Below are 19,888 nucleotides of genomic sequence, written 5' to 3' on the forward strand. Positions count from 1 at the left end.
TCTGCAAAGGCTCACGCATAGTAGCGACAGCGACACGGGGTAAGCTTCGTTCCGTTCAGAAGCAGAAGACCCGCTCCATCGGAGGCGATAGCTGTGACTAGAATTTACCTTCACGCGGGGATGCCGAAGACAGCCACCACGACTGTTCAGAATTGGCTAATTGCAAATGCGAAGGCTCTCCGGGAGATCGGTATCTTTACTTTCGGCGGCACGCGATTCGCTCATCGGATCGCTGTCGAAGCGGTGACCGATCCACAAAAGCGTCAGAGAAAAGACATCTCCCAAATGCTGGCGGGAACTCCGCTCGAATGGGCAACCAGTGACCTCGAAACGGCACTGAACGATCCAACCACCAAATCTGCGATCATATCCTCCGAATATTTTTCGATATCGGACCCGGTCTTGGTCCGCGCCTATTTCGAAAATTGCGGTTTCACTAAGCAATGTCTTCTCGTGGTCCTTCGGAGGCAAGACAGATACCTAGAGGCAAACTATAGCCAGACTGCTATCCATATGGAGCGAGTGGACCCCTTGGCCAAGCAGCATGTCTATGATCCCGGATACGATTGGCATGCGTGGCTTTCGCGCTGGAACAACGTATACGGAAAGCCTTCGATGCGCACATTTTTGTTTGAAGACTTGGTTCAGACTGGTGATTTTATCGCTTCATTGTTTAATTGCGTTGGGCAGGAGATCCAACATTTGGGCCAAACAAACCCAGTTTCAGAACGAAGCAATCCGAGCTTGCCAGCGGCCCTGATCGAATTCAAACGCCTCGCTAATCGACTTGGTACTTTCGACGTTCTTCCGCTTCTGGAGAGGGCAAACCGAAGTGGCGTTGGCGGGCCGCCGTTCAGGCTGAAACGTGAGCTGGCGAAGCAGATCCTCGACATCTACCGAGAGTCGAATCGGAAGGTCGCTCGGGAATTTTTCAACCGCGAGGGGGAACTCTTCGACGAAAGCGATATCGAGGGCGAGCCCACTGGCGCCGACTACACCGGCAACCTGCCGGTGGAGATGCTCGCTATGTTATTTGCCCTTCACCTGCAAGACCACGCCGAGCATACAAAACAACTGAAAGACTCGATCGAACAGCTTGCGGCGAAGATCGACGCTGCCCTCAGCAAGGGCGATAAGCCTCAGCAAGGTTAAGCTCCTGTCTCCAGGTCTGCCTTGGGCGCCGCGGCAACTCCAGGCACTGGCGTTCTGCCGCTTGCCAACCCAAAATCAGCTAACTATCGTTAGTCCCTCAGTTAACGGACCAAAGCTCGATATCGCCTCGGAGCCAACGGGGGGCCAGTTGCCGCGATGTACGGGGTTTCAAAGATTGAGCACAGCCGGCGCCCCGAAAGCTTGGCCGAGACGTTTGCCGATACCGCAAAATGCTTGTCGCCGGCATCGTTCTGGATGCCGCGTTGGATCGCGCCCTCCGAGTGGTTGCCACACGCGCCCTTCGCCTTTTGGCTGATCGATAAGGCTCGGCCGCGGACGATCGTCGAATTGGGGACCTATCGTGGCGTCTCGTACTTGACCTTCTGCCAAGCCGTGCAGGAGCTCGGCCTCAGTGCGACATGCCGCGCGATCGACACCTGGACGGGAGATGAGCATACCGGCTTCTACGGCGAGGAAATCTTTTCCCAGCTCAAGGAGTATCACGACAACCATTACTCGGGATTTTCGAAGCTCATTCGTTCGACTTTTGCCGACGGCCTCGACTCCTTTTCGGAGCAGTCGATTGACGTCCTGCATATCGATGGGCTCCGCTTCTATGACGATGTCTTGGAGGATTTCGACTCCTGGCTGCCCAAACTGTCCAAGTCGGCTGTTGTGCTCCTGCACAACACCAACGAGGACAAGAGCGACTTTGGGGTTGCAAGATTGTGGCATGAGCTGGGGGCTCGCTATCCCTCATTCGAGTTCAGGCACGGCCACGGACTTGGCGTGCTCGCCGTGGGGAATGAAATACCGTTGTCGCTGGGGCCTTTGTTCTTTGCGACGGAGGCAAGCCGCGATGCGCTCAGACAAGTTTATGGGCGGCTGGGCTTGAGCGTCAGCGAGCGATTGGAGCTGAACACTCTGCGGCAGAACGTGGCTCGAGAGGATGAGAAGCTAGCCCAACTCGAAAGCGCGCTGCAGGCGCGCGGCGAGGCCTTTCGCGGCTTGCAAACCGAAATCGAAGAGTTGCGAGGCGCGATGATGGCGCGCCCTGCGGACGAGATTGCCGCCTTGCGAGCAACGGTTGACCGGAGAGATCGTGAGCTCGCGGCCGACAAGGAGCATATCGCCTCGGTGGAAGGGAAGTTGGCCGAGAAGGCAGGTGAGGCCTCGGCTTTACGGACCGAGGTAGAGGCCCATCAAGCCACCAGGGCGAAATTTGACACTCTGAATGCACGCTTGATCGAAGAGAACGAGCAGTTTTATCGCGATGTCGAAAGCTACGCTTTGACCCAGCGGAACCGGGACAAACAAGTTTCGGCGTTGCGCCAAGAGATAATGGCCTATCAAGTGGCCAGCGAGGCGCTACGGACTGAAATCGAGGAGGCGCGTGAAGGGCTGGCAAGCTCGCTCGACCGGTCAAGGCTCCTGGAGGAGCGTCTAAGCGCGAGGGAGTCGAGCCTCGAGGAGACGAGCTTGGAGCTGGCAAAATCGCTCGATCGGTCAAGGCTCCTGGAGGAGCGCCTAAGCGCGAGGGAGTCGACCCTTGGGGAGGCGAGGCAAGAACTGGCAAGGTCGCTGAACCGATCAAGCACCCTGGAGGAGCGCGTGACCGCGATGGAGTCGAGCACCTCTTGGAAGCTGACCAAACCTCTCCGCAGCCTGTCTCACAGCACGCGGCAACTTGCAAAACGCGCGCCCCGATAGGCGACTTTTGGATCGCCACCCGCCTTCGTCATCGGGGAGCATCGTGCGCATAGCCGTTCTCATACCGTGCTTCAACGAGGAGACGACGATCGCAAAGGTGACGGACGACTTCCGAAACGCCCTGCCCCAAGCCGTCATCTACGTCTACGACAACAATTCGACCGACCGGACGGCGGAATGCGCAAGCGCCGCCGGCGCCATCGTTCGCCACCATCCGGTCCAGGGCAAGGGTCACGTCGTCAGGCGCATGTTTGCCGACATCGAAGCGGACGTGTACGTGCTGGTCGACGGGGACGATACCTATGACGCGGTTGCGGCACCCGAGCTCGTGACGCTGATGCTCGACGACAAACTCGACTTCGTCAACGCGGCGCGGCTGTCAAACGACGAGCTCGCTTACCGCCGAGGTCACCGGTTCGGCAACGCGGCGTTCACGAGCTTGGTCCGTCTCATCTTTGGCCAGGCCTTCTCGGACATTCTTTCCGGGTACAAGGTGTTGTCGCGCCGCTTCGTGAAGACCTTTCCGGCGATGTCCGGTGGCTTCGAAATCGAGACCGAGCTTGCCGTCCACGCGCTCGAGCTTGATGTGCCGCGCGCAGAGCGGCCGGTTCCCTATAAAGAGCGGCCGGCAGGCTCGGTCAGCAAGCTGCGCACCTTTCGAGACGGCTTTCATATCCTCATGCTGATCTCGCGCCTGGTGAAAGACGAGCGGCCGCTTCAATTCTTTGGTCTGATCGGCCTTTTCAGCGCTATTATCGGGGTGGCGTTGGGCGTCCCGATCATAAAAACCTATCTCGATACGGGATTGGTGCCGCGTTTTCCGACTGCGTTCCTCGCCGTCGGCCTGGTGATCATCGCCGTGGTCAGCATCTTCACCGGCATCATTCTCGATGTGGTCACCAAGACGCGCCGCGAGGTGAAGCGGCTTGCCTATTTGTCGCTTCCCAGTGCCGAAGGTCATCAATGAAAGAGGACAAGGATGCAACGAGCAGCCTTGCCCGCGCCGAGCTGACCCGCTTTCTACGCTATTGCGTGGTTGGCGCCGCGGGCTTCATCACCGATGCCACGGTGCTCCTTGCACTGGTGCATGGCTTCGCCATGAACCCGCTTCTTGCCCGGGTATTTTCCTTTAGCCTGGCGGTGATGCTGACATTTGCCCTCAATCAGCACTGGACATTTGGGGGCGGACGCAAGCAAGGGCTGATCGCATCCTTTGCCGCATATCTCGGGGTCCAGGGCTTGGGTCTCGTCTGCAACGCGGCGATCTTCGCGATCGGAATTTTGGTGCTCCCCGCGCCTCTCAATGCGCCGCTCTTTTCGTTGGCAATCGCTTCGGCCATCGCGCTCGCGGTCAACTACGGGGGTGCCAAGCACTTCGTCTTCAACGTCGATGCACGCGGCGAGAGGTAAGCCACGGAAGCGATGCAACACACGCGGCCAAGTCTTCCTCGATATGGGGTGGTTTTGGCTCTCTTATTTGCGTTCGCGCTCGCCGCAGGTCTCTACAGCGTACATCTGGGCATTCCCCAAATGTGGGACATCAAGAACTATCATATCTACAACCCATTCGCCGCCCTCAACCATCGCTATCTCTTCGATGTCGCGCCGGCTCAGGCACAAAGTTACTACAACCCGGCGCTCGATTTTCCCTTCTATTTGCTGATCGAGTGGTTCAACGACCGCCCCCGGCTGATTGCCTTTGTGCTCGGGGCCGGGCACGGGCTCAATCTTCTCTGCGTCGCTCTTCTTGCCTGGTATCTCTTGGAGGGCGTGCCACCGGCCCTCCGTACGGTTCTCGCAGGACTCGCCGTGCTGATCGGCGCGACCGGGGCCGGCTCGATGCCGTTGATCGGCGCGGTGACGGGCGACCTGCAGGCGGCCACGCCGATCCTCGCGGCACTTGTTGTCGCCATCTATGGGATCGAAAGCGCGCAAACGAACCCGACACTGGCACTCCGGGCGCTTGCGATTTCCGGCATGCTCGCCGGTTTGGCGGTCGGCTTGAAACTGACGATGGGCGCTTTCGGACTCGGTCTCGCCGCCTCGCTTCTGGTGCTGCCCCGCGCCATGCTGTTGGGAGGCCTGCTGCGCTTTGCCGGCGGCGGGATCGTCGGTTTTCTCGTGGCGGGAGGCCCGCATTATTTCACGATCTGGCGGCTCTTCGGCAATCCCTTCCTGCCGATGTTCAACACCCTGTTCCAATCGCCCTACTGGCAAAAGGTGGCACCGTGGGACCGGCGCTTTCTCCCGAAATCATGGTTCGACTGGCTGTTTTACCCCTTCGAATGGGCACACGATTCACGCCCGAGCCTCGTGGCCGAGTTCGGCTTTCGCGACATAAGGTTGGCGCTCGCGATCGCCCTCGGCGTTATCGTGGCCTTGACCTGGCTCAACTCACGTCTGACCGGCCATCCGATGAGGCGACCACTTTCTCGTGGCCTTTGCGCCCTCATCATCTTTGCGCTCGTCGGCTATTTGCTTTGGCTGCCGCTGTTCTCGATCTACCGGTACCTCCTTCCCCTCGAGCTGCTCTCCGGCATCTTCATCGTGCTTGCGCTTGGCGCGCTTCTCACACGTGAAGCGTGGCCGGTGGTGGCCACCGCAGTCGCAGGACTTTGCATCGCGACCACGATCCCGCTCGAGTGGGGTCACGCTCCGATCAGGAACCGATACGTTGAGATCTCGGCCCCGACGCTTCAGCCCAACACGCTCGTCGTCATCATGGGCACCTATCCCATCTCATACCTTGTCCCGTTTTTCGATCGGAGCGTCAGGTGGGTTGGCGGCATGAATGGGCTCGTCAATCCTGATCAGGACAACCTCATGGCGCGCCGCGCACGCGATCTTATTCGCGGTCACCAAGGTCCGTTGATGATGCTGGAGGCGGGAGCCAAGGAAGCCAATATCGCCAAGGCAATGGCTCGCCTCTCGCTCGCCCGGAGCGCGGGGGAGTGTGCGCCTGTGTCGTCGAATCTCGGGGGTGAGAGTTACCGGCTCTGCCCCGTAGAAGTGCAGTTGCCTTGAGGGTCCCTCATCGGAACCGGCCGACCGCTTTCACTGGACCTCCACGACAACCGGGTTCGACCGCAATATCCGCCCGTAACGGATCATCTCGACATAGAGTTGGAGGGGTCCAGGAGTGCTGTAGAGTTCCGGACGCACCTCGGCAGTCAGGGAATTGTCCTTCACGAGCGTCGGCAGACGTTCGCCAGCGAGCACGAGCACGAATTCTTGACGTGCGGGCCGATCGAGCTTGACCCAGATCGCCGATCCGCCGCTCGGCTGCTTATTGAAGGGCCGGCCGTGGACCACACGGAGGGGGCCAAAGCCAACGATTTTGGCGTCCAGCGGCTTTGGCGGAGCGTCAGCCGACGGAACTGGCGCCAGCGTGAAACCGAGGGCTGCGACCGCGATAACCAAGACAGGAAGCGCAATACCGCTCCAATTCCGTCGAAGTCCGGACCAGAACACCTCGTTCGGCTCCTTATTTTGTGCGTTAAAGTCGGCGCTCACCTTTTCGGGAAACACGAGCAACACAAGCGCGATGACGATTGCCGCCAGCAGGGTCATGGAGGACGAATAGAGTATCCCCAAGACTCCGAAGATCAGCACCACGCAATACATTTTGGCTTCGAGCGGCAAAGTCCATAGCGACCCATTAATTGCTTCCTGCGGTCTCCCTTCGAACACCCCAGGGATGCCCCACTGCATTTTGAGAACAGAGTTGTTGAGGATGTAGGTGTAGGTCGCGGGGTCTCGCAATAAGTCGGCGCGAATTCCCGGGGACACGGCGATGACAAGAGCAACAGAGACGATGAGGCAGACGACCAAGCCTGGCCAAATGCGCGCGAACCTCTTGACGGCGAAACTTGCCGCATTTCGCTCGTAGAAGAGACTTTGGCTTACGAAGATGCCGCTGATGAGAAAAAAGACGTCGACTGCAATATCGCCGCAATAGGTGAAGGGCAGCACCTTCGTGGTCGGTTCTACTAGGTCGACACCGTTCAATGACAGCGCGAAAGAGTGGCCAAAGGCAACGGCGGTCGCTGCGAGAAGCCTAAGCAAATTGAAGTTATTGAGTTCCGGACTTCTTAAGTAGTGATCGAGGGAAGGTTGCAAATTCTCTGCCGCGTCTCCCGGAACGACGCTGGGCGCTAATCCCGGTCTCCTCGGCGGCGAGAACAGATTCACGGCGACGAGCCGGCTGAAATCATCGGCTCGACGACCCTGATCGGACAATTGGCAGGCTTCACTTGCATTTCTCGGAGCCGACGACAAACTTTGCGAGTTGTTGCTTTTCGTTCTCGTCCTTCAAGATGAACACCTCCTTGGCCTTTGCCCAAGCCCCGGTCTTCTCGGTGCCTTGGGCTCCCAAAAAAGCAAAGAGATTTTGATTGCCGTCCTCACCAACAACGAAGATCTTCACTGCCGACGCGCCGGCGGCAGATGCATCCCAGGTCAGCGTTACCACCGCTGGCGGATCGCACTCGCGCAAAGTCTCGGGGTCAACCTTAAAGGTCACGCCTTCCGACACTTCCGATACGGGTGCGGACGTGGAAGCATCGGTGGAGGATGATCTCGTCGAGGAGGAATCACAGCCGAGCAGCAGCAGTGTCGCGATTACCCCCAAAATCACGTACCCCTTCATTACTTTTCCTATCCTCGATTTGCTTACGCTCTACACTCAACCCGGCTTTCGACATTTCGTGCACAACTCATGGACCAAACGCGAAGGTTGTAGTACGAGGATAGCGTCGTCAAGCAACAATGTCAGGCCAAGACAAGGGAACCTGCAAGCCGATGCAAGTTAGCGCGCTTGCGAGGTTCGGCCGTTACCTCCTTGGGGTTCTCCCGGCAATCCTGATCCTAGCCTTTGGCGTGGTCACTGAAATCGATTTGCCGGGCATCTACTTGGACGGAGCGAACCCCGATTTCTACGTGGTGCCCATTCTCAATCCCGATGTTCAGAAACTCACCGGCTGGACGCTCCCGGGAAACTTGATTGCAGACAGGTTCCCAGTTCTCAGCCAAGTCTATCACGGGACCTTACCAGTTTATGTTGGCCTGCCCTTCTACGCCCTGTTCGGGACCGGTGCCGTCGGCATTCACGCAACGCATGGCGTCTTCGCCGGCATCGCGCTGATCTCGTTCTATGTGCTGCTGATAAGCTTTCGGCTCGAGACTTGGCTGGCCGGCCTCATCGCCGCGGCGCTGGCGCTGGATTCGGCGTTCGTGTTCAGCTTTCGAAATCAGTTCTACGTCACGGTTTTTCCCATCGCGTTCGTCTTCCTCTCCGCCGCCGCGGTGAATTGGGCCGCGCGTACGACCGAGACTTCTCGGGCAGCGCGGCGGCTCATCCTTTCCGGTGCGCTGACCGGCATCGCCTGCTTCGGCTATTTCGTCCATCTCTTTCTTGGTGCCGTGATCTTCATTTTCTTGATCGCGCCGTCGGCCTTCCCACTCAGCCGCAGCCGCCGCGCCGCCTTCTGGCTGATCGGTCTCGTCGTCGGTCTTCTTCCCTTCATTATCGGCTTCGGCCTCGCGGCCTGGGAACTTGGGTCCGTCATCGCCGCAGCGAAATTCTTTCTCCACCGGATCGCTTCGTTACAGATCGGCAGACCCTCCGAAGGCCTAGCCGACAGACTCAGGTGGGCAGTCGATCTCCTCAATTGGGCCATATCGAACGTCGGCAATGAATCGATGATGTTCGGTCGGTTTCTGCCGAGGCAGGGAGAAAATTGGCGATTGCTTATTCTGCTGGGGCTTCCTCTGGTGACGTTGCTGATAACCGAGATACTTGGTCGCGGAGACCGCCTTCTCAGGCTCGCAGCGGGGTTCGTTCTTGCAAACTTCATCATGTGCCTATGCTTCGGCACGCGTGTTTGGGTGCAGCATACTGCGCCAATGGTCCCGGTTTTTTACCTCGGACTGGCAGGGGCCCTTGCCGTCATCGTGGGCGCAGGTTCCGTTGTCCTCCCCCGGGCATTCGCCATCGCATCGATCGGCGTACTTCTCTATCTGAACGCGGCAGGACAATCGGCGGTCTTCGCCGAGCTCCGCAGGACAGGTGGCGTAGGATTTATGTCCGATGCAATCAATCGATTTGCCGAGGACGCCATCCCGCGGGCCAGCGAAAGCGTCTACATGCTTCCCGAAATTGGACTGCAGCAACAAACGCTGATGATCACGCGCGGAAGGGCGACGCTGATCTCACATGAGGATGTGGGGCTTCTCCATCGCCGTTTTTGCGAGGGCAAGGATGTCGCTATTGCTTATCTTCCAAAGGCCGACGACGACCGCGCACGGCGTTGGATCAAGGACTTCAACGAAGGCGAACCGGAGCAGACAGTTTACTCTGAACGCACCGGTCGCGAGGTGATCGGGGTCTTGCGCTGGCTGCGAAGTGCACACCGAGCGCTGAACTGCCCTTGAGAGTTGCTATTCGAGAGCAGGCCATCGGCAAGCTGCTCTCGCTCTTGAGTGACCGGACAGACCTAGTCGACCGACACCTATTTCGGCGGCAGGGGCTCCTCCCGGGTGGTCGACACGGCTTCCGCTCTGTCGAAACCGATCTTCTCTCGAATGAGGTAAAGCGGTCTCATCTTCGACTCTTCGTGAATCCGGCCGATGTACTCGCCGATAATGCCCATGGTGACCATCTGCAACGCACCGAAAAAAAGGATCAACAAGATGATCCAATAGAAGCCTGGAATGATGACCCGCCCTGTAAGGTACAGAGTGAGGAAGAAAACCGTCAGGAGCGACGAAAGAGCAAAAACAGAAAGCCCCACATAGGTCCACAGCCTGAGCGGCAAGGTTGTGAAACTGGTCAATCCGTCGAGCGCGAAGTTCCAGAGTCTCCAGTAGCTCCAGGCCGACTTGCCGGCGACCCGGGCGTCGCGGTCGTATGGCACCGTCACCTGCTTGAAGCCGACCCAGCTGAAAATTCCCTTCATAAACCGGCGCCGTTCGGGCAACGAATTGATCGCATTGACGACATTGCGCGACAGAAGGCGATAGTCACCGCCGTCGACAGGCAACTTTATGTCGCTGAGTAGGTTGAACGCCCGATAGAAGCCCCGGGCCGTTATGCGCTTGCCGCCGGTATCGAAGCGGCGGAGCGTTCGCACCCCGCACACGGCATCGTACCCCTGGCGCCAAAGCTCGAAGAAGCGCTCGATCAGTTCGGGCGGATCCTGGAGGTCTGCGTCGATCAGGACGGTCGCGTCGCCTCTGGCTTCCGCGAGACCGGCGGAGAGCGCGGCCTCCTTGCCAAAGTTGCGGCTAAAATCGATCACTCTCAGATGGGGATTCCCGCCAGCCATCTCCCTCAGTATTTCGAGGCTTCGATCTTCACTGCCGTCATTGACGCAAATGATCTCATATGACGGGGTCAGCTTGCGCAGTACCGGAATCAGGCGCTCGAGAAATGGGCGCAGCACCTCCTCCTCGTCATAGATTGCCACCACCACGGACAGCTCGACATCGCCAATTTTGCTCGAGGCACGAGACGTCATTTTTTTTGCCAAATTGCCAGTATCGATTTACCCACACGATGGCCCAAGAATGGATCCACCACTCGGGATATCCTAATCATGAACTGGTCCCAAAGCTTGTATTGTGCGGCGGTAGGGACCTCCGCTTTAAGGGCAAAGCGATTGGCCAGGCTCGCCAAGACGCCCAAGCTGTCGAGATAGATGCATTTGTCGACGATTAGCTCCGGGGGGGTAAGCGCCAAGAGACTTGCCCGATTGTAACGCCGATAATGACCAAGCGCGGTGTCGAGTGCTGAGAAAAGTGCTTGATGCGCTGGCGCAAGCACAACGAGAAATCCGCCCGCATTCAAATGCCGGGCAGCCAGAGCGACTTCAGCCGTGTCGTCTTGGATATGCTCGAGAACGTCGACATAAAGGATAGTGTCGAAAGTCTCAGCGGCTTCGAGGTCGGATAGCGTGCCCACGCGAGAATGGCACACGCCGGGAAGCTCCCCTCTGGTCTTGCAGGCATCGATCCTTTCCGCCTGCTTCTCGTCAGGCTCCAGTGCCAACCAGTAGCGCTGTTTATCGCCACACAAATGGGCGATGTTCGCGCCCAATCCAGCTCCCACTTCAAGCACTCTTGGACCCAAATAAGGCTTGGCTTTGGACCCCCAATACCGCTTCCAGTTTACAGCTTCGGCAGCTAGGTCGAGTTCTCGCCCGACATAAGCGTAGTTCTGATTCGTCGCTTTTCGGACCTCGGAGGCGCGGTCACTTGGCTCGGTATCATCTGGCGTTCTTGAACCGCTCAAAGCGAAGTGCCGGATGTCATTGGCGCCGCAGCACAGCCATTCCCCAATCGACGTCGGGAACGGCGGGCACCAGCAGCGTTGGGCGAAATCCTGAGCTCGCGAGACGCTCACTCATGCATTCTGCGATTTTTTTCTGCGCCTCGGGGCCGCCGAAATTGACCACGCCCGACAATTCGAGCCGCCCGTCCGGGAGCTTTTTGTAGGGCACCACCACATATTCCGCTTCGCCGATACCGAGCGGATAGACTGAGATATGCCGGAAGGCCTTGTCATCATAAAGAGCGGGCATCATGGGATCCACCCCGGAGACCGTGGCGCCGGGTGGCACGGCCGCCGCTGCCGAGAGCAACATTGCCTCACGCGCCTTAAGATCTCGACGGTCCTTGGTATCCGCTATCAGGCGCACCACTTTGACCGGCGCGTAGTCCCTCAGATTGGAAAACGAAAAGGCAAGCAATGGTATTGGTTCGCGCGAGTTGATGAGCAGTAGCAGCACGCCGCAAAAGATCATTCCGACGCTCGCCAAAATCGTGCGCAGCCGATCGGGAAAAAGCTGATGAAGTCGGACCATGCCAAAGAGGGCGGCAGCGACCAGGAACGTGAAGTACAGACTGTGATAGTGGCTATACCAGCCACTTTTCTCTACGCCCCCCAGGGAACCAAGAATATTTGGCAGCATGGCGCCTGCAGCCAAAAGCGCTAGGCGCCACTGGAATAAGCTAAGCAGCCCAAGCCCCAACGCATTGACTAGCAGGAATTTTGTACTCGCCTCGTCGAGACCGTGGCGGAGGATTTCAACGATGCGTGGCAGGAAGAAGTAGGAAAATCCGGCGTAAAAATAGTTGTCCTGGAAGAAGCGCATATAAACGAGGACATACGCTGCCGTGGCCACCGCGATCGCGAGCGGAAAGAGATCCAACCGCCGGTAATGGAGTCCTCGAAACAGCAAAAGGCAGCCGAACGTATAAGCGCTGATCATCATCCCGGCCCGCTCCGTGCAAGAAGTCGCGAGCACGGCGCTCACTACGAGCAGTGCCAGCCAAGCGGGTGATCGCCGGTCCTCTTCGAAATAGGACACGAGGGCAATCGCGTATAAGAGGCCGAATACCATAAAGAATCGGTCAGGATAGATTTGCCAAAACATGCCATGCGACCAGACGGGATGTGCGGTCACCAGAAAGGCGAAACTGAACGCCGCAAGGACCGGGACGCTTCTACGTCGTGCCGCGACATAGACAATGACAATCATGAGGACGAAAGTGAGCGCAGTGAGCGTGGCGACAATGACCGTTCCATCGAAGAATAACTTCAATGGGGCTATTAAGTAGAGTATGGGAAGAGAGTGCCAGCTGAAGACGTTCATCATTGGACCGTGATCGACCGGCAGAGGCATCTGGCAGACAGTCGCTACGTCTTTGTCAATGATCGTCTTAAAATATTCGGTGATTGACTTAAGCATGCGAGACCGTGGCACTCCATAACGGAACGTCGTATCAAACGACTCGACAAAGTAAGCCTGATCGAGAGTTAGAGTGTAGTGCAGGAGCCGCATGGCGCGTGCGATTGCCCAGACTGCGAGGCCCGAAACGGCCGTGACGACCAATCCTCGGTAGGAAACCTTCAAGGGATCTCCCCCGTCAGTCCGTGTCAGGAGTTCCAGCGAAGCAGCCGATGAGTCGCGTCCGCAGGTCGCGTTCCCAGGCGGCAAGGTCGCCGGTGGCAAATGCGCCCCAGGAGATCTCGTCGCTCGGCACTTGATTCCTCAGTTGCTCGTAGACCTCGACGCAATGTTTGACGACTGGATCCTCGATCCAATTGCTGTAGGACGCCTCCTCCACCTCCCCCTGCGGGGCCGTCGCGTTGATGATGGTCATGAATGTCCGTGCGCTCGCGTCGAAGTTCGGCTCATTGAGAAACCGAAAGCAAGCGCGCATCAGAGCAATCGGGTTCTCGAGAAACTTCTCGTAGAAAAGCAACAACACCCGGCCGTCACCGAACTCAGCCAGCGCCTTCATCCCAGCTTCAGTCGCGCGCAGCCACCAGATCGCGGTGTCTCGAACGGAATAGTCAGGCCCTCCTTTGGCGGTGAATCGCTGGAATGACGCGATCACCTGCAGCGGATCGCGCACCGTAAGGATGAATTGCGATTCGGGAAACGCGCGTGCAATGATGCGTGTCGCCATCGTGTTTACCGGCGCTCCATCGACCCAGCGGCGTTTGGGGCACCAGTTCGATCGCGCAGCCTGAAACTCCTGCTCATAAACGACAGTCGGATTGGCCAAGCGCGTGAGCATGACCCTGGTCGCGTGTCCGCGTAAGACGTGGCGATGAAGTCGATCGACGGCTTGGCCAATATACTGGAGGAGCAGGTCCTCGCTGATGTCGAGCCTTCGCGCCGCGCTCATCGAAGCCCGGCTGGCCATTTGAAACCCACTCGCTGCCCCGTAAAGCATCAGCGGCAGCCAGTTGGTCTCGTCGATATATGCGATGTTTGGATGTTGGCCAATCGCCCAGGTCAGCACGCTGCTCCCTGACCTGCCCGGCCCGATGACAAACACTGGGGCGCTGGAATCAGGCCGATCCAATGCCAGCTTCGCGTTTTTTCGCTGCCAGCTTTCTGTCCCTTGCGCGGAAGCCGGTCTCTCTCGCACCATGACCGACTTGATCAACAAAGCCAGATCCCGCTGGTCAGTGCCAATCCCGGCTTGCACCGGAACGCAAGAGAGCTCCGATTCAAAATCGATGACGACGACGCGGTACCCGACCGGCCGGATCCGCTCAAGCGTTACCTCGACATCGTCAAACGCCTGCCTGATCTCGCCGACCTCGGCCTGGGGCGCATCGGCAGAGATCTGGAAAATGAAAGGAAAATACCGATAGAGGCTCGCGTCGCCGGACGACAGCTTCAACGTTACATCGACTTGTTTCAGAGGTGACGGAAGCTCGATGGCGAGCTGCGCTCGCCGGCCGATCCACTCATCGATCTCATGCCACTCTCCAGTATTTCCGCTGAATGAAAGCTCCTGCATGAAACTCGCTCCCGAATTTTTCTTGGTGTGACGGAGACGACGTAGCCTGCGGCCTGTAACAGCGCCACCGCGGTGGATCGTTGCCACCCACTGCCCCCACTCCGAGTGGCCGCACAGAGTTCGGTGACGGCCTAGTCTTTCGAATCCCGATCTGAGGTACCCTTCAAGATCTCAGCAAGTCGTTTTTGACGCGCCGCAGCCCTGCGCGAGATCCAGGTTTCCTCGGCCACTTGAAGAATGCGTTCGCAGGTCTCAAGGCCGACCTTCCAGGAATAGTTCTCTTCTACAAAATCGTAGCCTGCCGCCTGAACGGAGCGCCATTTCTGACGATTCTGATAAAGCGTCAGAATGGCCTTGGCAAACGTCTGAGGCTCGTCGGCGACCAGCACGTGTCGGCCGTGCTGTAACGGCATGCCTTCCACGGCCAGCGACGAAGCAACTGAAGGAAGGCCGTAGGCAAGGCTTCGAACGAGCTTGCCCTTGATCCCGGCGCCATAACGAAGCGGGACGACCGACAGGCGGCAGTCGTCCATGAGTTCGCCAAGCTCTGCGACGTGCCCGGTGATGACGATGTCTTCCGCCGCGAGGCGCAGCAAACTCTCAGGCGCGCCCGGCCCCACGATCAGAAACTTCGCTTCCTCCGGCAATTCCGATCTTACGAGGGGCCAAATCTCGCGCACAAAGTAGAGGACGGCGTCGACGTTAGGGTCGTGGACATAGCCGCCGATGAAGCACAGATGCCGCCGCTGCTGGAAGGGCCGCTGCGACCGGCGGACTTCAATGGTGTACGGATAGACGACAATATTCTCCACCGGGAGCTGCTCCTGGACCATCGTCTTCTCGGCTTCGGTGACGACCACGGAGCAATCGCATTTGGCAAAAAGCTCCAGCTCCCGATCCTTGATCATTTCGGCTTCCAATCGCAACGACAGGTCCCCCAGCATTTCCGCTCGGCGTTTTAGCCGCAAATGGTGAAGATCGACGTCGTGGAAGATCAGGCGCGCCTTGGGGTAACCCACGCGCAACTTGTCGTAACAATCATCGAGCGACTCAAGGCGAAAGGCGATCACGGCATCGTAGAGCTGCGGCCTGTTGTGGAAGACATCGCCCAAGTGAGCGATGCAGGGCGCGATCATCGGCTCGACGCCAGTGCGCTGCAATGCCCTGGTGTAGTCGCCGGCAAAGGCGTAGTTCCTCGGTGCGAACGCGACGTGCCATCCCATATGAAGGAATATGCGCATCAACTCGACCGTGTTCACCGAGCCGGAGTCGCGATCGGGCGTCGGCGTCGTCGCGTCCATGACAAGCACGCGTTGGCGCCTGGTTCGGTCAGCTTCGGAATGCGGAAATGGATGGGGGAGCCCATGCTCTACCAACGCATCGCGCCAACGCTGGTAAAAGGTCTTGAGGTTTCTGACTTGGTAGGCCTTGATGCCAATCGTCTCATCGCGCCCATGAGACCGCCCCTCGTAGTGAAGAACGAGGGAGAGCGGTTGAAACCAGACCTCGTAACCCGCCCGCCGCAGCTTGAAGGCCAAATCGAGGTCTTCGCAGTAAGCCGGCGCGTAGAAGAAGTCGAAGCCGCCGACTTGTTCCCACGCCGACGCCAAGACCGCAATCGAGGCGCCCGAGCAATAGTCCACCCGCCGCGCATAGCAAAATTCCGGACGCTCGGGAGATTCCCCGCGGCCGTAGTTCCAGACCGTGCCGTCCCGCCACACGATTCCCCCCGCATCCTGCAAGGACCCATCGGCGTTGATCAGCTTCGAGCCGACGAGCCCCGCTTTCGGGAACAGTTCGAACGATCCGATGAGCTCGTCGAGCCAACCTGGCAGGACACGCGTGTCGTTGTTGAGAAACAGGAGATATTTCCCGCGGGCCTTGGAGGCGGCAAAATTGCAGCTGCCGACAAATCCCTTGTTCTTGTCGCGCCTCAGATAGCGGAGCCAGGGAATCGAGGAGACTGCCTCGACGCCGGTCTCCTCGGGCGAAGCGTCATCCATGACGATGATCTCGGCGGTGTACCGACTCGTTTGGGCGCAAAGGGAATCAAGGCAGTTCAATAAGACCTGCGGTTGACCATAGACCGGGATAATGATCGAAACGTCGGGAGACTCTCGGGCGAGCGGCAGCTCAGGAATGCGCGAAGTGAGATCGGCGACCGCCTGTTCGGCAAATTCGAGGCTCGACGACTTCTCCAACGTGAATCCGAACCTGCCGAGATACGCTTCACCGCGCAAGCGCTCGAGCTCGATCTGCTCGGGGAGATCTGGACCGATCGGGAAAGGCAGCGTGAGGTTGCGTTTCTCTTCGCGCTCGGCAAGTGAGATCGGGCGCCCGGCAGGGCGTCCGTATTCGATCCAATGCAGCATGGGGTTGAGACCCGTTTGCCGGGCATCGGGATTGGCCATGTAATAGTCGGCGCTGCTGAATTGGGGAGACGGGTCCAGACACCTGCGGTATCCCCAGATCCAGTAATGGGCGAGAGGATCGATCCCGTCTGCCGCCGGCACCGCGCTTCGATAGTATTCAGGATCGAAGAGGCCGCTCTCCTTCGCCCGCTCGTACCATCGCCAAAAATCGGGATTCCTTTCCGATTCCAGCAATGCCCGACCGAGAGCCGGCTCTCCCAGAACTTCTTCGAGACGCTGCGGCGGAATGCCTACCCGAGCAGCGAAGGTTCTTATGCGCTCGCGCGAGCGGCGATCCTGGCGTCGATACTGGAAAAGCGCAGACGTATCGACGCGTTCTGACGGTTTCCGCCCCTCATTTTTGCCCCACCGCAAGTAGTGTGTGAGAGGGTCGACTCCGGCCGCTCTAATGTCAGCGTTGTTGGCAAGGTAAAATTCGGGATCGAACAAGTTTAGCGAGAGTAAGATTCGGGTCTCACGGTCCGCGATCCAGGTTCGAAAAAAAAAGAGACGGTTCCGAAGCAATCTCAACGCGGCGTTCAATCGCGCCACCTGACTAGGGGAATTAGACTTAGGTCCCATTCGGAACGCGACTTCCAAACGCCCTACGACCATTGTGGTCCGGCATCATTCGATGCCAATGCCTCATGCCAAATCCCAGTCTTTACCGAGTTTCGATCCCACGTCTATCTTAGAGGCGGTTTGGTTAGCGTGCACCTGGGCTGGCGTCAGCCATGGCCCCCAGATGCGCCAATCGAGGGCAGATAAAGTTGGACTTGTCAATGTATCGCCGCCCCAGTCTCGGCTCGGCATCTAGTCGGCTCGCGCCCCACCACGATATCCTGTTTTGGACCTCACTCGTTGCACTTATCTTTGCCATCAAAGCTGCATTCGTACTCTTCGACCGGCTGCCAATATTCTATCTTGGGGATTCGGCAGTTTATCTCTCTTCGGCAATCTCAGATTCAATGCCGGACGACAGATCATTCACCTATGGATTATTTTTCATCCGTCCAATTCTGGCGTTATTCGGCAGTTTGGGAGCCGTTGTCGTAGCTCAGTCTTTGGTCTCAGGCGCCTCTTGCATCCTCGCCGGCATGTGCCTGCGAGTGGGTTTCGACGCGCCGCCGTGGGTCGTCGCTGTTACCGCGATCACCTACGCCTTCGAGCCTTTGGCTCTTACTCAGGAACGGCTCATCCTGACAGAGACCGTGGCCCTATTTTTTCTCGCCCTCTTTGTCCTTGTGGGCCTTGTCTATATTCGGCAGCCGCGATGGTACCTCGTCGTACTCCTTGCCCTGATCGGCGCGGTCGCACTCAGTCTGCGCACGAGCTTCATTCCGATGATTGTGATAGCAACCGCCGCAGTGGTGCTACTGGGCGCCCCTCGCTTATGGCAGGAGCTGCGTGCCGGGAAGAAATTTCTCCCCGTGTTCCTCTTGCACGCAGTCCTGGCCGTCGGCGCGACCGCTGGGTTTCATGCGGCCTACAAGCAGTACTTCTCGTACATGACCGGGTCTCCTCCCTCGTACAACGCGGGCGGCGGCTTCTTTCTCGTTGCGGCCTGGGCACCAATTATTTCCCAAGTCGATTTTCCGAATGAGAGAGTCGCGAACCTTATTTTGCCGAATGTGAAATATGAGCTCAGTCGGAGATCTAATCGGTCTGTGAACAGATTTTGGCCAGATGGATTAGTCGGAGTCATAATAAAAGCCGAGAATGGGAATTATTTGTTTGCCCAGAAATTGGCCGGGAAAATTGCACGGAATGCCGCGCTTCGCGACCCCTTGGGGGTCGCAAACCTTGCTTGGGAAACTTACACAGATTTTTGGGACAGGGAGATCATGAATAAGCGCCTTGTTAAGGAGCAAGGCGACCGGGAACTCTCCGACTATTTGCTCAAGTACTTTAATGAGCACTACGACGAGGACTTGTCGGGACACCACTTGCAATCGAGTTTGGTGAAACAGTGGCATGTTTCGGCCTTCTACTGGTATCGCTTCCTACTCCTGTCCCCCCTGTTGTCGCTGCTCACAATAGTCACTGCCGGCTCGTATCGAAGCTCAAGCATTTTCATTGGGGTCGTGGTTTGCGCGCTGATGGTCGTGAACTGCGCGCTGGGTACTGAAGCGGTCATCCGGTATTTGCAACCTGTGGCGTGGTTGACATGTCTCCAGCTGGGACAAGTCTTATGCGCCGTGCCTACTCTTTGGCGACGCCCAGCTTTGGTCAGCGCGGCCAGTTGAGACGGAAGCGGCCAATCATCGAGTAGACTGCAGATGGCGCTCCCAAAGAAGCGCGTGAGCCACGATCGTGTCGAGATCGTCGAGCTCCGGTCGCCAGCCCAAAATGGTGCGCACGCGGTCGGCCGTCGCCACCAACGTGGCTGGATCGCCCCGGCGCCTCGCCGCCCGACGAACCGGGACGTCCCATTTGGCGGCGCGCCTGACTGACGAGATCACTTCCAACACGGAGAAGCCCCGGCCATAGCCGCAGTTGAGCACCGTGCTTTCGCCGCCGGCGCGCAGATAGCGCAGAGCGGCGAGATGGGCACGGGCGAGGTCCGTAACATGGATGTAGTCGCGCACGCCGGTCCCATCAGGCGTCGGGTAGTCATCGCCGAACACCTCCACCCAAGGCCTTTCGCCGAGCGCCGCCTGCGCAGCAACCTTGATGAGATGGGTGGCGGCTCGTGTCGATTGACCGGCACGCCCGCGAGGATCGGCACCGGCGACGTTGAAATAGCGCAAGGCCAAATAGGTGAAGTCGTGGGCCTTCGCTGCATCGCGAAGCATGGTCTCGGTCATGAGCTTGGAGCTCCCATAGGGAGAGATCGGATCGATGGGCGCATCCTCGTCGATGGGATCGTCGCCACCGATGCCGTAAACCGCCGCGGTGGACGAGAAAATGAAATGCTTGAGGCCGGCTTCGACGGCGCAAGCGATGAGATTGCGGGATTTGCAGGTGTTGTTCAGATAATAGCCGAGCGGATCGCTGACCGACTCGGGCACTATGATGGACCCGGCGAAATGCAATATCGCGTCGACTCCAGCCTCGGAGAGGATTTGTCGGACCAGACCCTGATCACCGACATCTCCCACCACTAGCTGCGCCGCAGCGGGAACCGCGCTGCGAAATCCTGTCGACAAATTATCGAGGACGATCACCTCTTCACCGGCGTCGAGCAGCTCGAGCACCGCGTGGCTGCCGATATAGCCGGCTCCGCCGGTGACGAGAACGCTCACGCGCGTTCTTCCCGATCGAAGTCTTCCGAGGCTAGACGGTGATCTGTCGGG

Annotated in this window: 15 protein-coding genes; 7 read left to right on the forward strand and 8 right to left on the reverse strand. The window is 58.4% G+C overall.

Annotation, left to right across the window (positions count from 1 at the left end; translation table 11 throughout):
- Positions 1-120 precede the first annotated feature (120 nt).
- From ACREC7_RS00435 to ACREC7_RS00455, 5 genes are all read left to right on the forward strand, one after another.
- Positions 121-1,152, forward strand: a complete 1,032-nt coding sequence (locus ACREC7_RS00435) for a hypothetical protein (protein ID WP_431553707.1) — start codon at positions 121-123, stop codon at positions 1,150-1,152.
- Positions 1,153-1,407: 255 nt separating this feature from the next.
- On the forward strand, positions 1,408-2,862 hold the full coding sequence (locus ACREC7_RS00440) for a class I SAM-dependent methyltransferase (protein WP_431553708.1): 1,455 nt from the start codon (positions 1,408-1,410) through the stop codon (positions 2,860-2,862).
- Between the two features lie 43 nt (positions 2,863-2,905).
- Complete coding sequence (locus ACREC7_RS00445; RefSeq protein ID WP_431553709.1) at positions 2,906-3,829, forward strand: glycosyltransferase family 2 protein; 924 nt, start codon at positions 2,906-2,908, stop codon at positions 3,827-3,829.
- On the forward strand, positions 3,826-4,272 hold the full coding sequence (locus tag ACREC7_RS00450) for a GtrA family protein (RefSeq protein WP_431553710.1): 447 nt from the start codon (positions 3,826-3,828) through the stop codon (positions 4,270-4,272). Before ACREC7_RS00445 ends, ACREC7_RS00450 begins: the two co-directional genes overlap by 4 nt.
- 54 nt (positions 4,273-4,326) lie before the next feature.
- The gene (locus tag ACREC7_RS00455; protein WP_431553711.1) at positions 4,327-5,886 is read left to right on the forward strand and encodes a hypothetical protein; all 1,560 of its coding nucleotides are present in this window, start codon (positions 4,327-4,329) and stop codon (positions 5,884-5,886) included.
- 30 nt (positions 5,887-5,916) lie between these two features.
- Here the strand turns inward: ACREC7_RS00455 and ACREC7_RS00460 are convergent, their stop codons facing one another.
- The gene (locus ACREC7_RS00460) at positions 5,917-7,101 is read right to left on the reverse strand and encodes an acyltransferase family protein (RefSeq protein WP_431553712.1); all 1,185 of its coding nucleotides are present in this window, start codon (positions 7,099-7,101) and stop codon (positions 5,917-5,919) included.
- Positions 7,102-7,111: 10 nt separating this feature from the next.
- Entirely contained in the window at positions 7,112-7,510 is a 399-nt protein-coding gene (locus tag ACREC7_RS00465) for a hypothetical protein (protein WP_431553713.1), read from the reverse strand.
- A gap of 119 nt (positions 7,511-7,629) precedes the next feature.
- Between ACREC7_RS00465 and ACREC7_RS00470 the strand changes: the two genes are divergently transcribed.
- Entirely contained in the window at positions 7,630-9,294 is a 1,665-nt protein-coding gene (locus tag ACREC7_RS00470) for a hypothetical protein (RefSeq protein WP_431553714.1), read from the forward strand.
- A gap of 77 nt (positions 9,295-9,371) precedes the next feature.
- On the opposite strand, the gene ACREC7_RS00475 is transcribed toward ACREC7_RS00470, so the two are convergent.
- From ACREC7_RS00475 to ACREC7_RS00495, 5 genes are all read right to left on the reverse strand, one after another.
- A complete protein-coding gene (locus ACREC7_RS00475) occupies positions 9,372-10,379 on the reverse strand; it encodes a glycosyltransferase family 2 protein (protein WP_431553715.1) in 1,008 nt (335 codons plus the stop codon).
- On the reverse strand, positions 10,376-11,263 hold the full coding sequence (locus tag ACREC7_RS00480; protein ID WP_431553716.1) for a class I SAM-dependent methyltransferase: 888 nt from the start codon (positions 11,261-11,263) through the stop codon (positions 10,376-10,378). Before ACREC7_RS00480 ends, ACREC7_RS00475 begins: the two co-directional genes overlap by 4 nt.
- A complete protein-coding gene (locus tag ACREC7_RS00485; protein ID WP_431553717.1) occupies positions 11,169-12,776 on the reverse strand; it encodes a hypothetical protein in 1,608 nt (535 codons plus the stop codon). Before ACREC7_RS00485 ends, ACREC7_RS00480 begins: the two co-directional genes overlap by 95 nt.
- Positions 12,777-12,789: 13 nt before the next feature.
- Positions 12,790-14,061 (reverse strand): sulfotransferase family protein, encoded by a 1,272-nt coding sequence (locus ACREC7_RS00490; RefSeq protein WP_431553718.1) that lies wholly within the window; start codon positions 14,059-14,061, stop codon positions 12,790-12,792.
- Between the two features lie 251 nt (positions 14,062-14,312).
- On the reverse strand, positions 14,313-16,787 hold the full coding sequence (locus tag ACREC7_RS00495) for a glycosyltransferase (protein WP_431553719.1): 2,475 nt from the start codon (positions 16,785-16,787) through the stop codon (positions 14,313-14,315).
- A gap of 581 nt (positions 16,788-17,368) precedes the next feature.
- Between ACREC7_RS00495 and ACREC7_RS00500 the strand changes: the two genes are divergently transcribed.
- Positions 17,369-18,838, forward strand: coding sequence for a hypothetical protein (locus ACREC7_RS00500; RefSeq protein WP_431553720.1), 1,470 nt, complete (start codon positions 17,369-17,371; stop codon positions 18,836-18,838).
- Positions 18,839-18,853: 15 nt separating this feature from the next.
- Here the strand turns inward: ACREC7_RS00500 and galE are convergent, their stop codons facing one another.
- Positions 18,854-19,837, reverse strand: coding sequence for a UDP-glucose 4-epimerase GalE (galE, locus tag ACREC7_RS00505; protein WP_431553721.1), 984 nt, complete (start codon positions 19,835-19,837; stop codon positions 18,854-18,856).
- Positions 19,838-19,888 lie beyond the last annotated feature (51 nt).

This window comes from Methyloceanibacter sp. (assembly GCF_050728395.1).
Taxonomy (GTDB): domain Bacteria; phylum Pseudomonadota; class Alphaproteobacteria; order Rhizobiales; family Methyloligellaceae; genus Methyloceanibacter.

What these genes read in the sequence shown, in the direction of transcription:
- ACREC7_RS00475 (WP_431553715.1), bottom strand. Translation starts at nt 10,379, where the DNA reads ATGACGTCTCGTGCCTCGAGCAAAATTGGCGATGTCGAGCTGTCCGTG.
- ACREC7_RS00450 (WP_431553710.1), top strand. Translation starts at nt 3,826, where the DNA reads ATGAAAGAGGACAAGGATGCAACGAGCAGCCTTGCCCGCGCCGAGCTG.
- ACREC7_RS00465 (WP_431553713.1), bottom strand. Translation starts at nt 7,510, where the DNA reads ATGAAGGGGTACGTGATTTTGGGGGTAATCGCGACACTGCTGCTGCTC.
- ACREC7_RS00440 (WP_431553708.1), top strand. Translation starts at nt 1,408, where the DNA reads ATGCCGCGTTGGATCGCGCCCTCCGAGTGGTTGCCACACGCGCCCTTC.
- ACREC7_RS00435 (WP_431553707.1), top strand. Translation starts at nt 121, where the DNA reads ATGCCGAAGACAGCCACCACGACTGTTCAGAATTGGCTAATTGCAAAT.
- ACREC7_RS00470 (WP_431553714.1), top strand. Translation starts at nt 7,630, where the DNA reads ATGTCAGGCCAAGACAAGGGAACCTGCAAGCCGATGCAAGTTAGCGCG.